Origin of the sequence: Aeromonas sp. FDAARGOS 1411 (assembly GCF_019047125.1) — a bacterium.
GTDB lineage: Bacteria > Pseudomonadota > Gammaproteobacteria > Enterobacterales > Aeromonadaceae > Aeromonas > Aeromonas veronii.
The window spans coordinates 3,475,001-3,488,304 of the sequence record NZ_CP077214.1 but is presented as its reverse complement, the minus strand read 5'-3'; the positions used below and the strand labels follow the sequence as shown (position 1 = coordinate 3,488,304).

Genomic DNA, 13,304 nt, shown 5'->3' with positions numbered 1-13,304 from the left:
ACGATGAGTCGGCTGCGCAGGATCAAAACAGTAGTAAATGAGGGGTTGGTTGCGACAAATGTCAGCTGCGCCTTGCCTTGGCCACTGCACTGTATATACTGCCAGTGTGCTGTATAAAAAGACAGGTGCCCATTCTATGAAACCCCTTACCCCCCGCCAGGCCGAAGTGCTGGAGCTGATCAAGGTGAACATGAGCGAGACCGGTATGCCGCCGACTCGTGCCGAGATTGCCCAGAAGCTTGGTTTCAAGTCGGCCAATGCGGCCGAAGAACATCTGAAGGCCCTGGCCAAAAAAGGGGTCATCGAGATCATGCCGGGCACGTCCCGCGGCATTCGCCTGTTGCTCGAAGAGGAAGAGGTGCTGGAAGAGAGCGGCTTGCCGCTCATCGGCAAGGTCGCTGCCGGTGAACCCATCTTGGCTCAGGAGCATATCGAGAGCCACTATCAGGTTGATCCCGCCCTGTTCCACCCGCGCGCAGATTTTCTGCTGCGGGTGCAGGGGATGAGCATGAAGAACATCGGCATTCTGGATGGCGATCTGCTGGCGGTGCACAAGACCCAGGAGGTGCGCAACGGTCAGGTGGTGGTCGCCCGTCTCGATGAGGATGTCACCGTCAAGCGCTTCCAGCGCAAGGGCAGTCAGGTATGGCTGCTGCCGGAGAATGAAGAGCTCTCCCCCATCGAGGTGGATCTCTCTTGCCAGCAGCTCACCATCGAGGGGCTGGCGGTCGGGGTGATCCGCAACGCCGACTGGATGTAATCATCCCCGCCAACTGCGTTTGCCACACGGCCTCCTTCGGGAGGCCGTGCTGTTTCTGGCGCACTTTCCTTGTCATATCAAACAGATCATCGGTGGCGGCATTTTTGTCCTGCGCGACCGGCTACCAATCATCCATTTCAGATATATGCTCAGATCAGTGCCCTGTCGCCGAGACAGGGCTTGGCACCTCCCTCTGACCATCGCAATGCGCCGGGACGGGAGGGCCGGTAACAACGAGAATCGGGCAGTACACCTTCACGGGATATGAAGGGGGAGTGGGGAGATCCCGAGCCTTGTCAGGCTAAGGGGACCACTCGTAATGGTTGCAGATAGTCGTGACGGGCCTGTTCCCAGTTCAGGCCGACGAAGCAACATGACCTGTCGGTCAAGGAGGACTGGTATGGCATCAAGATCGCCATGGGATTCAGAGGCTGGGGCTGCGCCAGCGGAATCGTCAATCACCCGTTTTGTCAAAGGTAGCCGGATGACCTGGTTTTACGGTCTCTGGCTGCACCATCGTGGTTCGCACTGGACGCTCTGGCTGGGATGCCCGAAAGAGAAGGTGGTGCGTCTGGTGCTGCTGTTCAAACGGGGTCACGGTGATCGCCAGGGGGAAGAGGGCTGGCTGGCCCCCGTGATTCCCATCGGCGTGCGGGCCATCGGCAAGATGTTGCAGCAGGGGCGTAACGCTCGCCCCTGAGCAGAAGAGACAAACAAATCCATCCATAACCGGCACCCAAGGGGGCCGGTTTTTTTATGGCTGAAATTGGCGATTAATTATGCCAAATGGTCGACTCCTGACAGGGCGTTGCACAAGGTTGAACCACCTTGGCGGCTCGCTGGGGTACAATGCCCCCTCTTGTCCGGTCACTGCTGGCCATCTGCCTCGAACTGAAAGGGTCTCTTGTTATGATGAAGCTCCGCTATCCCCTGCTCTTTCTGCTGCTGACAGCCTGCCTGATCCTGGTGTTCTACGCCACGCAGCCAGAGCAGCCGGAACAGGCCGACTACTATCCGGCGGGGCGGGACATCAATGATTTCGCCTTTACCGATGCGGACAACCAGCCGTTCACTCCTGCCAACCTGAAGGGGCACTGGACCTTCCTGTTTGTCGGTTACACCTTCTGCCCCGATATCTGCCCCACCACCCTGGCAGATATGCGCTCCGTCTATGACCAGCTGAAGAAGATGGCGCCCGACAGTCAGGTGGTGTTTATCTCGGCGGATCCCCAGCGTGACGACATTCCCCGTCTCAAGACCTATACCGCCTTCTTTAATCCCGAATTTAAGGCGGCCACCGCCCCCCACGACAAGCTGTTCCCGTTCGTGCGCAATCTGGGGCTGATCTACTCCATCGCCAATCAGGGGGAGAAGGATTACCTGATCGATCACTCCGCCTCCATCGTGCTCATCAATCCCAAGGGCAAGCTGCAGGCGGTATTCCGCCCGCAGGTGGCGCCGGGTCAGGTACCACGGGTGCAGATGGCCACCATGCTCTCTGACTTCGCCCGCATCCTGAAGCTGACAGGCCACTGAGCGTGACCCCAGCTGTTGCCTCCTGGTGGCGAGATCCCTCTCGCCACCGCGCCGTCTTTGCGCTCGCCCTGCCCATGGTTTTCTCCAATATCACCACCCCCTTGCTGGGGCTGGTGGACACCTGGGTGATCGGTCATCTCGGTCAGGCCTGGTTTCTGGGGGGCGTCTCGGTCGGTGCGACCCTGATCAACCTCATCTTCTGGCTGCTCGGCTTTTTGCGGATGTCGACCACCGGGCTGACGGCGCAGGCGCACGGCGCCGCCGATGGTCGTGCCCAGCTCGATACCCTGCTGCGGGCGCTGGGGCTGGCCATTGCTCTTGGTCTGGCGCTGCTGTTGTTGCTCTTCCCCCTGTTGCCACGACTGATCGCCCTGAGTGGCGGCTCGCCCGAGGTGCAGCTCTATGCGGGCCAATATGTGGCGGTGCGGATCTGGAGCGCCCCGGCGGCGCTCTGCAATCTGGTGGTCATGGGCTGGCTGTTGGGGATGCAGGATGCCCGCAGCCCCATGGTGATGTTGATCCTCACCAATCTGGTCAATATGGCGCTTGATACCCTGTTTGTGCTGGGGCTCGGCTGGCAGGTGCGGGGTGTGGCGGCGGCCTCGGTCATGGCGGACTTCTGCGCGCTGGCCGTCGGCATCTGGCTGGTACGCCGTCAGCTGCGGCAACTGGCGCCGGCGGTGTGGCAGGATGGCTGGCAGCGCTGGCGGCAGTTCGCGCCCATGGTGCGGTTGCTCGGCCTCAACCGCGATATCTTCCTGCGCTCCCTCTGTTTGCAGCTCTGCTTCGCCTTCATGACTCTGCAAGGGGCACGACTGGGGGATGTGGCGGTGGCTGCCAATGCGGTGCTGCTCAACTTCCTGATGCTTATCTCCTACGGACTCGATGGTTTTGCCTATGCGGTGGAGGCCATGGTAGGACGAGCCATTGGTCAGCGGGATCGGCAGAAACTGCGGGAGGCCATCGTGCTCAATCTGGGCTGGGCCGCCCTCATTGCCAGTGGTTTTACCCTGGTGTTTGCCCTCTTTGGTGCCCACCTTATCGGCTATATCACCGACATTCCGGCCGTGGTGGCGGAGGCAAATCGCCAGCTTCCCTGGCTGATCGCCATGCCGTTGCTGGCAGTCTGGTGTTTCCTGCTGGATGGCGTATTCATCGGGGCGACCCGGGCCCGGGAGATGCGCAACAGCATGTTGCTGGCCGCATTTGGCGGCTTCTTCCCGATCTGGTGGCTCTGTCAGTCGTGGGGCGTGGCCGCGCTATGGGCGGCGATGGCGGCGCTGATGGTGGGGCGCGGTCTGTCGCTGGGGGTCACTTGCTGGCGGCTGGAGCGCAGCGGGCGCCTGCTCGACGCCCGCCACTGATCATCGATGGCGCTTACATGGCACCGTCGTAGCCGAGCTGGCGCCAGCTCTCGTAGACAAAGACAGACACCGCGTTGGATAGGTTCATGCTGCGGCTCTGGGGCACCATCGGAATGCGCAGCCGCTGCTCGAATGGCAGACTCTCGATGATCTCGATGGGCAGGCCGCGACTCTCCGGGCCAAACAGCAGGGCGTCGCCAAGGGCATATTGTGCTGCCGAGTGCGCGGTTCGGCCCTTTGTGGTGCAGGCAAACACCCGCTTGGGCGCCACTGTGGCCAGAAAGGCCTCATAGCTCGGCCAGCGCTTCACCTCGGCAAATTCGTGATAGTCGAGTCCCGCCCGTTTTACCCGCTTGTCATCCCATTCAAATCCCAGCGGCTCGATCAGATGGAGCCGGTAACCGGTATTGGCGCAAAGCCGGATGATATTGCCGGTGTTGGGCGGAATTTCCGGCTGGTAGAGGACGATATCGAGCATGACGAGCTCCTGCAAAGAGATGTAAAGCCAAGAAGGGGCGCCAGCATACCCAGCGCCCGTCCGGATGAAAAGGATCAGGCGATGGGCAAGCGGATGGTGATGGTCAGCCCGGTGGGATGATTGTTGCTGGCCGCAATGGTGCCGCCGTGGCGCTGGATCGCCTCCGAGGCGATGGCCAGCCCCAGCCCGGTGCCGCCAGTCTTGGCGTTGCGGGCATCATCGACCCGGAAGAAGGGCTGGAACAGCAGAGCTTGCTGCTCGTCAGGCACCCCGGGGCCATCATCCCGAATGGTCATCACCCACTCCAGTCCCTCCCGATACCAGTCCACCTTGATGAACTCGCGGGCATATTTGAGGGCGTTGCGCAGGGGGTTCTCCACCGCCCGGGCCAACAGCTCGGGCCACATCTGGATCGACTCGGCAGGCAGTGGCGGCAGTCTGAGCTGTTTGCCGCTCTGGTTTGCCTCGAACATGGCATCTTCGAGGATGGGTTCCAGCAGGTCGGCCAGCGGGTGTACCACCGGCGCCTCCACATGCTGCTGCACCCGCGACAGATCCAGCAGATCGCCGATCAGCTTGTCCAGCCGCCCGATCTCCGATTCGATCCGCGCCAGCTCGGCGCTGTCACCCTGCTTGCGGCGGATCAGCGCCTGCGCCAGTTGCATCCGGGTGAGGGGGCTGCGCAGCTCGTGGGAGATATCGGAAAGCAGCTGTTTCTGCTTCTGGATCATGCTCTTGAGCGTCTCCACCATGCGGCTGACGTTGTCCGCCAGCTGGCCGATCTCGTCGCCCCGTCCCAGGTTGGGGATCTGTACCTCCAGATTGCCAGCCGCCAGTTGGGAGACCGATTTCTGCAACTGCAAGATGGGGCGGGTCAGCCGCCAGGCGAGCAGCAGGCAGAGCGGGGTGCTGACCAGCATTGAGATGCCCAGAATGCGGATCGGGTGATCCAGCACCTGAATGAACAGGAACAGATAGGGGTTCTCGGCATTGAGGCCGAAATAGACGTGATAGCGATGGCCGTGGTGCTCCATCAGGAAGGGGCCGGCGATCGCCTTGCGATCCTCGTTGCCCAGCATGGGATTGGCCGGGTCATCGGCATCCACCATAAAGCGCACCACGAACTTGCGCGGATGGGTGGTGGACTGGATCTGCCCCTTCTCGTCGCGCAGGTAGACGTTGTCCACCGGCAGCATGGCGATCTTGTCCATCGCCTTGGCCAGATCGAAATCCTGATCCGGCTCGGCGGCGTTGAGCAGGGCCTGCACGTTGTTCTGCATCCGCGCGACTTCGTGGGTCGGCAGCGGGATCTGGTTGCGGGGATCCAGGGTCGGCAGGCTGATCACGGCGGCCAGCATCACCAGCAGCATGAACCAGAACCAGAGGAAGATGTGGGTCGAGATCCCGTTGAGGGAGTTGATGCGCTCTATTCTTGCTCTAGCCACAGGTACCCGCGCCCCCGTACGGTTTTGAAGCGGGGCTGGCCATCGGTGCGGTCCGGCAGCTTCTTGCGCAGGTTGCTCAGGTGCATGTCGATGGCCCGATCGAAGGGTTCCAGCTTCTTGCCCAGCACCTGCTCGGAGAGGTGGCTCTTGCTGACGATCTGGCCGGGATTGCGCAGCAGGCACTCCAGCAGCCCGAATTCGGTAGCGGTCAGCTCCAGCAGCTGTTCGCCGCAGCGGGCCTGCTGCAGGCCGGGTTGCAGCACGATATCCATGAAGTGCACTTCATCGGAGGAGTTGCCGCGCTGGGGCGGGGCGCTCTGGGTGCGGCGCAGGATGGCGCGTACCCGGGCCAGCAGCTCCCTGTCATCGAATGGCTTGGCCAGATAGTCGTCGGCGCCCGCTTCCAGACCGTTGACCCGATCCTGGCTGTCACCGCGGGCGGTCAGCATCAGTACCGGGGTATCGTGGGTCTTGCGCAGCTTGGTCAGCATGGCAAAGCCGTTGAGCTTGGGCATCATCACGTCCAGCAACACCAGATCGAAGCTCTGCTCCGCCAGCCGTTGCAGCCCCTCTTCACCATCCTCGGCGACCGTGACCTGAAATCCCTCCAGGGTCAGAATTTCGGTGAGCAGTTGGGTCAATTCAAGATCGTCGTCGACCAGGAGTATTCTGTTCATCTGGTGTTATTCCGCAGATTTTCGCGCCAAACTGACGCCGGGGTCAGGGTATAATAAGTTTTTCATCGCCAGAGGAAAGCCGGTTTTGAGCCATCAACAATATTCCCGTTGGGTGACCTTTGCCAGCATAGCGGCGGTCACCACCGCTACCTTGCTGATCATCGGCAAACTGATCGCCTGGCTGATGACCGACTCGTCGACTCTGCTGGCGTCGCTCACCGACTCCTTCATGGATGTGAGTGCCTCCATCATCAACCTGCTGGCCATTCGCTATGCGCTGGCCCCCGCCGATGACGAACACCGCTTTGGTCACGGCAAGGCGGAGTCGCTGGCGGGCCTCATCCAGTCGGCCTTTATCTCCGGCTCCGCCCTGCTGCTGGTGATGCACGGAATTTCATCCCTGCTCAATCAGGCGCCTATTTTGCGGCTGGAGGCGGGTCTCTGGGTCAGCGGTGGCTCCATCGTGCTGACCCTGCTGCTGGTCAGCTTCCAGAGCTTTGTCATTCGCAAGACCAACAGTGTGGCGATCAAGGCTGACATGCTGCACTACCGTTCCGATCTGCTGCTCAATGCCGGTGTCTTGCTGGCGCTGGTGCTGGCGGGGCAGGGGTGGTACTGGGCCGACGGCCTGTTTGCCATCCTGATCGGGCTATTCCTGTTGTGGGGGGCGGGACACATCGGTTACGAGTCGGTGCAGGCCCTGCTCGATCGTCAGTTGCCAGCGGAAGAACAAGCGAGAATAATGGCGCTCTGCTGTGCCGTAGAAGGTGTACACGGCGTACATGACCTGCGCACCCGTCAATCCGGGCCGACCCGATTCGTACAGTTGCATCTGGAACTGGATGATCAGATCCCCCTGGTCAAGGCCCATCAGATCGCCGATGAAGCCGAACTGGCGGTACGCCAAGCATTCGAGCGGATGGATGTCATCATCCACATGGACCCCATCTCGGTGCTGACAAAAGAACAACAGAGCCCTCACCCAGAACAACAGTAGGCTGCAACATGGATGAACTGGTTGCCAAAACCTGGCACAAAATTCAGCAAGAAGCGGAGTGCATGGCGGCCCAGGAGCCGATGCTGGCCAGCTTCTTCCACTCCACCATTCTAAATCACAAGAATCTGCGTTCGGCGCTGAGCTTCCAGCTGGCCAACAAACTCGACAGCGCCACCATGCCCGCCATCGCCCTGCGCGAGGTGATCGAGCTGGCCCTGCGCAGCGAGCCCGAGCTGCTGACGGTAGTGGCGGCCGACATCTGCGCCGTGCAGGAGCGGGATCCGGCGGTCGACCTCTTCTCCACCCCGCTGCTCTATCTCAAGGGGTTCCATGCCCTGCAGGGGTATCGGGTCGCCAACTGGCTGTGGCGTCAGGGGCGCCGCTCGCTGGCCCTCTATCTGCAAAACCAGATCTCGGTGGTGTTCGGGGTGGATGTGCACCCGGCCGCCCGCATCGGCAAGGGGATCATGTTCGACCACGCCACCGGCATAGTGGTGGGCGAGACGGCGGTGATTGAAGATGATGTCTCCATCCTGCAGAGCGTGACCCTCGGTGGTACCGGCAAGGAGAGCGGCGATCGCCATCCCAAGATCCGCGAAGGGGTGATGATAGGGGCGGGCGCCAAGGTGCTCGGCAATATCGAAGTGGGCGTGGGCGCCAAAATTGGCGCGGGCAGCGTGGTGATCAACCCGGTGCCGCCTCATACCACGGTCGCTGGCGTACCCGCCAAGATCGTCGGCCGTCCGGAGTGCGACAAGCCTTCACTGGATATGGATCAGTGTCTCTGATCTCCCGGCCGGAGTAGTCGATGGCCAAACGCTGGTCGGGTTATCTGATTTTGGGGATGTGGCTGCTCAACATGCTGCATCTCTATCTGGGGCTCTCCCCCTGGCCAGCGGCCATTGCGGCCTGGGGGGCATCACTGCTCACCTGGCCCTGGCTGGTGGGGGCCGCCAAGCGGCAGGCGCTGGCCCTGTATGGCGCGGCGCTGTTGCTGCTCTTCTTCTCCTGGTGGCAGGGAGCGACCCTCACCGCCGGTGACTGGCTGCTGCCCAACATCAATATGCTCACCATGTTTGCCGCGGTGAGCACTCTCAACCTCGCCACCTCAGGTCTCTTGACCGGCACCACCTCCTGGACCGGGCGCAAGGGGCTGTGGAGCACCATGGCCAGCCTCAATCTGCTGGGGGCGGTCATCAACCTCTCGGTGCTGTTTATCATCGGCGATCGGCTGGAGCGCAATGGCACCCTGGAGCGGCGTCAGGTGATGCTACTGAGCCGGATCTTCTGTGCCGCTGCCTTCTGGTCGCCCTTCTTTGTCGCCATGGCGGTAGCACTGACCTATGCGCCGGGTTTGCAACTCTCCCATATTCTGCCGTTCGGGATCCTCGCCGCCTTGCTGGCGATGGGGCTGACCGCCTGGCAGGTGGAGCGGATCGGGGTGGCCGACTTTGCCGGTTATCCGCTGCGGCTGCAGACCCTGGGGTTGCCGGTCACGCTGGCGTTGCTGGTTCTCCTCATCAAGCAGATCTGGCCCCAGCTCGGCATTCTGGCGGTGATCGCGCTGGTGGCCCCGCTGCTGGCGCTGCTCTTTATGCCGAGGGTCGGGCGCAAGGCGGCCCTCAAGCGGCAGGTGGTGGAGCGCTTCCCCGCCATCGGTGGCCAGCTGGTGCTGTTTCTGGGGGCCGGTTTGCTGGCGGCAGGCATCAACAGTGCGTTGTCGGTCATCGATCTCGGTGCCGGTCATGGCCTGCCACTGTTCAACCACTTTGGCTGGCTTGAGGCATCCCTCACTCTGCTATTGATTTTGCTGGTGGCCATCGTCGGGGTGCATCCGCTTATCAGTATCTCCGGGCTGGCGCCGCTGCTTTGGCCGCTGGCGCCGGATCCCAGCCTGCTCGGCATGTGTTTCCTGCTGGGGTGGGGGCTTGCCACCGGCACCAGTCCGCTCTCCGGCTCCAATCTGGCGCTGGCTTCCCGCTACAACCTCAGTGCCGGGCTGATCCTGCGCTGGAACCTGCTCTACGGCCTGCTGATGTATGTGGTCGCCTGTCTGTTGCTGGGGGCTTATATCGCCTTGCATGGATAACGGCGATTCCGTCGAGAGGGTGCAAATGATGCGCGGGCGGCGGGGCCTTTTACGCACGCTTCAGTGTGTTGTCGCGGCTCGGGCGCAGGATGCGAGAAAAATAGACGCATATTTAGACAATACATCTATGGAAGGCGCATTTTACAGCGCACTGGCTTGTTTGTGCCGATGCGCTCGGGGTATGCTGGCTTCACGCGCTTGAATCGCCCTCTGTGGGGCATCGCAATTGAACAAACAGGTATGCATATGTCACTAGAAGTCCTTGAGCAACTCGAATCCAAAGTACAATCCGCCGTCGACAACATCTCCCTGCTGAAGATGGAGCTGGACGAGCTGAAAGAGCAGAACAGCAAGCTGCAAGACGAGAACCATCAGCTGCGCAACGAGCACACTGCATGGCAGGAGCGTCTGCGTGCTCTGCTGGGCAAGATGGATCAGATGGGCGAAACCATCTAATTCATCGCCTTCAGGCAGAATTGATAACGGGCCGCTCCATGAGCGGCCCGTCTGTTTTTGGCAGGGTGAGGATTATAGCGCCAGCAGCTGCTTGACCGTCTTCTCGATGCCGTCCGCCGCTTCGACTATGTTGTTGGCCAGCATGTAGGCGGGGGTGGAGATTACCTTGCGCTCCTGATCCACCACGAATTCGTTGACCGGGCAGTTGAGATGGCTGCCACCCATCGCCTCGATGGCGTTGGCGGTACCCTCGTCATGGCCGATGGTCGCCAGCGTCCCGGCACCATAGATCAGCGGGATCATGGCGGGCGCGATGCAGATATAGGCGGCCGGTTTGTTGGCGTTGGCAAAGCTCTGGCACGCTTTCAGCACATCGGGCTGGATCTGGCACTCGGCCCCTTTGACAGCGAAGTCACACAGGTTCTTGGCCGCGCCAAAGCCGCCGGGCACCAGCAGCGCGTCGTAATCGGCCGCATCCAGCTCGGCCACATCCTTTATCTGGCCACGGCAGATACGGGCCGCTTCGACCAACACATTGCGGCTCTCTCCCTCGCCCACTTCACCGGTCAGGTGGTTGATGACATGGAGCTGTGCCACGTTCGGGGCGAAGCACTGGACGGCGGCTCCCTGACGGGCCAGCGCCAGCAGGCTGATGACGGCCTCGTGGATTTCGGCCCCGTCAAAGACACCGCAGCCACTCAAAATCACGGCCACTTTTTTCATGGCAAACTCCTCGTTGTTGAAAATGTGAGCCAGGATGGATTGTTGTATTTTTGTATGGTTATCGCTCGCCCTCCGCTGGTCAAGTCATCTTGCTGTGCTAGGATTGTTTCGTTTTGGATCCTGCCGTACCTACTCCCTTAAATCTTTTTCCACATTGATCGAGATCATTCTAACTGTCTCGCGATCGGTTTTTGCGATCTCAATATATTGTTTTTAATGGACTTTTATATTCTTATGCACAGTTTTATCACTGTGCACTCTGATGCGCACCATTTTTGAACACAGAGTTATCCACAGATTGAGTCCCTTTATCAGGCGCTGTGTGCTGTTGCTGCGCCCCTTGGTGTGAGGGGGGCCCTGTGGCATCCTAGCGGCTGTTTATCTCTGGCAGGACGATTTCATGGCCCCTAGCAACCCCCTTATTCTGGTCGACGGCTCCTCTTATCTTTACCGTGCCTTCTTCGCCTCCCAGCAGGCCGATCTGCGCACATCGACCGGTTTGCCGAGCGGCGCCGTCCGTGTCATGGCCAACATGATGCGCAGCCTGCGCAAGCAATATCCTGACTGTCATGTGGCCGTGGTGTTTGATGCCAAGGGCAAGACCTTCCGCGACGACATCTATCCCGAGTACAAGGCGACCCGCGCCAGCATGCCGGACGATCTGCGCAGCCAGGTTGCCCCTATCCACCAGATGATCAAGGCGATGGGTTTCCCCTTCCTGATGGTGGAGGGGGTGGAGGCCGACGACGTGATCGGCACCCTGGCCCGCCAGGCGACCGAGAAGCAGCTGCCGGTCCTGATCAGCACCGGTGACAAGGATATGGCACAGCTGGTCTCCGACCATGTCACCCTGATCGACACCATGAAAGATGTGAAGACCGATCGGGAAGGGGTGATCGAGAAGTTTGGCGTACCGCCCGAGCTCATCATCGACTATCTGGCCCTGATGGGTGACAAGGTCGACAACATTCCCGGCATGACCGGCGTCGGTGAAAAGACCGCACTGGCCCTGCTGCAGGGGATTGGCAGTATCGACGAGATTGCCGCCAATCTGGACAAGGTTGCCGCGCTCGGTTTCCGAGGCTCCAAGGCGTTCGCCGACAAGTTCCGCGAGCAGGAGGAGCAGGTTCGTCTCTCCTATCGACTGGCGACCATCAAGACCGATGTCGAGCTGGAGCAGAGTCTGGAAGAGCTGTTGCTCAAGCCGGTCGACAAGGAGTCCCTGCTGGCGGTCTATCGCGAATACGAGCTGCGCAACCTGATCAGGGAGCTGGAATCCGGTGGTGAAGAGGGCAGCGAGAGCTCCGGACAGGGCGAGGCTGGCGATGAGAGCGCCGCTCCGGTTGCCGCCATCGAAACCGACTACCGCTGCATTCTGGACGAAGCCGAGTTTGACGGCTGGCTGGAACAGCTAAAAGCGGCACCGCTGTTTGCCTTCGATACCGAAACCACCAGTCTCGACTATATGGAGGCGCGGATCGTCGGGGTCTCCTTCGCCGTCGAACCGGGCAAGGCTGCTTATGTGCCGTTTGGCCACGACTATCTCGGGGCACCGGTACAGCTGAGCGAGGCCGTGGTGTTGGGCAAGCTCAAGCCGCTGCTGGAAGATCCGACCCGTCTCAAGGTGGGGCAGAATCTCAAGTACGATCGCAACGTGCTGCTTAACCATGATATCGACCTGCAGGGCATTGCCTACGACACCATGCTCGAGTCCTACGTGCTCAACTCCACCGCCAGCCGCCACGACATGGATTCGCTGGCCAAGCGTTACCTCGGGGTCGAGACCACCTCCTTTGAAGATATTGCGGGCAAAGGAGTGAAACAGCTCACCTTCAACCAGATCGAGCTGGAGCAGGCCGCTCCCTATGCGGCGGAAGATGCCGATATCACTTTGCGCTTGCATCAGACCCTGTGGGGTCAGTTGGAGGCCGTGCCGGGCCTTGCCAAGGTATTCAGCGAGATCGAACTGCCCCTGCTGCCGGTATTGGCGCGGATGGAGTTGCTCGGCACCACCATCGATCCCAAGCTGCTGCACCAGCAGAGCCAGGAGATCGAGCTGCGGTTGGCGGAGTTGGAGAAGCAGGCCCATGAGCTGGCCGGGCAGGAGTTCAACCTCTCCTCGCCCAAGCAGCTGGGGGAGATCCTCTTCACCAAGCTGGGGCTGCCGATCATCAAAAAGACCCCCAAGGGGGCGCCGTCCACCGCAGAAGAGGTGCTGGCCGAGCTGGCGGAGACCTACGAGCTGCCGCAACTGCTGATGGAACATCGCGGTCTGGCCAAGCTCAAGTCCACTTACACCGACAAGTTGCCGCTGATGATCAAGCCCCGGACCGGGCGGGTGCACACCTCCTATCATCAGGCGGTAGCGGCTACGGGCCGTTTGTCATCATCTGATCCCAACCTGCAGAACATCCCGGTGCGCAACGAGCAGGGGCGCCGGATCCGTCAGGCCTTTATTCCGAGCGCCGGTTACAAGCTGGTGGCGGCGGACTACTCCCAGATCGAGCTGCGCATCATGGCGCACCTTTCCGGTGACAAGGGGCTGCTGACCGCCTTTGCCGAGGGCAAGGACATCCACAAGGCGACTGCCGCCGAGGTGTTCGGCGTGGCGCTCGATGCTGTCACCACCGACATGCGCCGCAGCGCCAAGGCGATCAACTTCGGCCTTATCTACGGCATGAGTGCCTTCGGTCTGGCCAAGCAGCTGGGGATCGGTCGTGCCGAAGCGCAGAAGTACATGGATCTCTACTTCGAACGCTACCCGGGCGTGCTGGAGTAT

The 13,304-nt window shown here is 61.0% G+C and carries 13 protein-coding genes (1 of these 13 cut by a window edge); 9 read left to right on the top strand and 4 right to left on the bottom strand.

What is annotated here, in order from left to right:
* Positions 1-136: 136 nt before the first annotated feature.
* The 4 genes from lexA to I6L41_RS15730 all read left to right on the top strand — a co-directional run bounded on the left by lexA (position 137) and on the right by I6L41_RS15730 (position 3,660).
* Positions 137-760, top strand: a complete 624-nt coding sequence (gene lexA, locus I6L41_RS15745; RefSeq protein WP_005339540.1) for a transcriptional repressor LexA — start codon at positions 137-139, stop codon at positions 758-760.
* 484 nt (positions 761-1,244) lie between these two features.
* Complete coding sequence (locus I6L41_RS15740; protein WP_019446524.1) at positions 1,245-1,460, top strand: hypothetical protein; 216 nt, start codon at positions 1,245-1,247, stop codon at positions 1,458-1,460.
* Between the two features lie 209 nt (positions 1,461-1,669).
* Positions 1,670-2,296 (top strand): SCO family protein, encoded by a 627-nt coding sequence (locus I6L41_RS15735; protein WP_005357419.1) that lies wholly within the window; start codon positions 1,670-1,672, stop codon positions 2,294-2,296.
* Between the two features lie 74 nt (positions 2,297-2,370).
* Positions 2,371-3,660, top strand: coding sequence for an MATE family efflux transporter (locus I6L41_RS15730; protein ID WP_254203428.1), 1,290 nt, complete (start codon positions 2,371-2,373; stop codon positions 3,658-3,660).
* Positions 3,661-3,673: 13 nt separating this feature from the next.
* Here the strand turns inward: I6L41_RS15730 and trmL are convergent, their stop codons facing one another.
* From trmL to I6L41_RS15715, 3 genes are all read right to left on the bottom strand, one after another.
* Complete coding sequence (gene trmL / locus I6L41_RS15725) at positions 3,674-4,138, bottom strand: tRNA (uridine(34)/cytosine(34)/5-carboxymethylaminomethyluridine(34)-2'-O)-methyltransferase TrmL (protein ID WP_064339004.1); 465 nt, start codon at positions 4,136-4,138, stop codon at positions 3,674-3,676.
* Between the two features lie 74 nt (positions 4,139-4,212).
* The gene (locus tag I6L41_RS15720; protein WP_005356054.1) at positions 4,213-5,583 is read right to left on the bottom strand and encodes an ATP-binding protein; all 1,371 of its coding nucleotides are present in this window, start codon (positions 5,581-5,583) and stop codon (positions 4,213-4,215) included.
* On the bottom strand, positions 5,565-6,260 hold the full coding sequence (locus I6L41_RS15715; RefSeq protein ID WP_005339549.1) for a response regulator: 696 nt from the start codon (positions 6,258-6,260) through the stop codon (positions 5,565-5,567). Before I6L41_RS15715 ends, I6L41_RS15720 begins: the two co-directional genes overlap by 19 nt.
* Before the next feature lie 85 nt (positions 6,261-6,345).
* Here I6L41_RS15715 and I6L41_RS15710 point away from each other — a divergent pair, with 85 nt between their 5' ends.
* The 4 genes from I6L41_RS15710 (at position 6,346) to I6L41_RS15695 (ending at position 9,802) form a co-directional block, all read left to right on the top strand.
* Positions 6,346-7,257 (top strand): cation diffusion facilitator family transporter, encoded by a 912-nt coding sequence (locus tag I6L41_RS15710; protein ID WP_005339551.1) that lies wholly within the window; start codon positions 6,346-6,348, stop codon positions 7,255-7,257.
* 8 nt (positions 7,258-7,265) lie between these two features.
* A complete protein-coding gene (cysE, locus tag I6L41_RS15705; protein WP_005339552.1) occupies positions 7,266-8,045 on the top strand; it encodes a serine O-acetyltransferase in 780 nt (259 codons plus the stop codon).
* 20 nt (positions 8,046-8,065) lie between these two features.
* Positions 8,066-9,346: a hypothetical protein gene (locus I6L41_RS15700; protein WP_216959920.1), complete on the top strand. Its 1,281-nt coding sequence runs from the start codon at positions 8,066-8,068 to the stop codon at positions 9,344-9,346.
* 246 nt (positions 9,347-9,592) lie between these two features.
* Positions 9,593-9,802, top strand: coding sequence for a cell division protein ZapB (locus I6L41_RS15695; RefSeq protein WP_005339554.1), 210 nt, complete (start codon positions 9,593-9,595; stop codon positions 9,800-9,802).
* Positions 9,803-9,874: 72 nt separating this feature from the next.
* On the opposite strand, the gene elbB is transcribed toward I6L41_RS15695, so the two are convergent.
* Positions 9,875-10,525, bottom strand: a complete 651-nt coding sequence (gene elbB, locus I6L41_RS15690; protein ID WP_216959917.1) for an isoprenoid biosynthesis glyoxalase ElbB — start codon at positions 10,523-10,525, stop codon at positions 9,875-9,877.
* 400 nt (positions 10,526-10,925) lie between these two features.
* Here elbB and polA point away from each other — a divergent pair, with 400 nt between their 5' ends.
* Positions 10,926-13,304 carry the 5' portion of a DNA polymerase I gene (polA, locus tag I6L41_RS15685; protein WP_216959915.1) on the top strand. 387 nt of this gene lie beyond the right edge of the window, so the window shows 2,379 of its 2,766 coding nt (coding positions 1-2,379); it begins with the start codon at positions 10,926-10,928; its stop codon lies beyond the right edge, outside the window.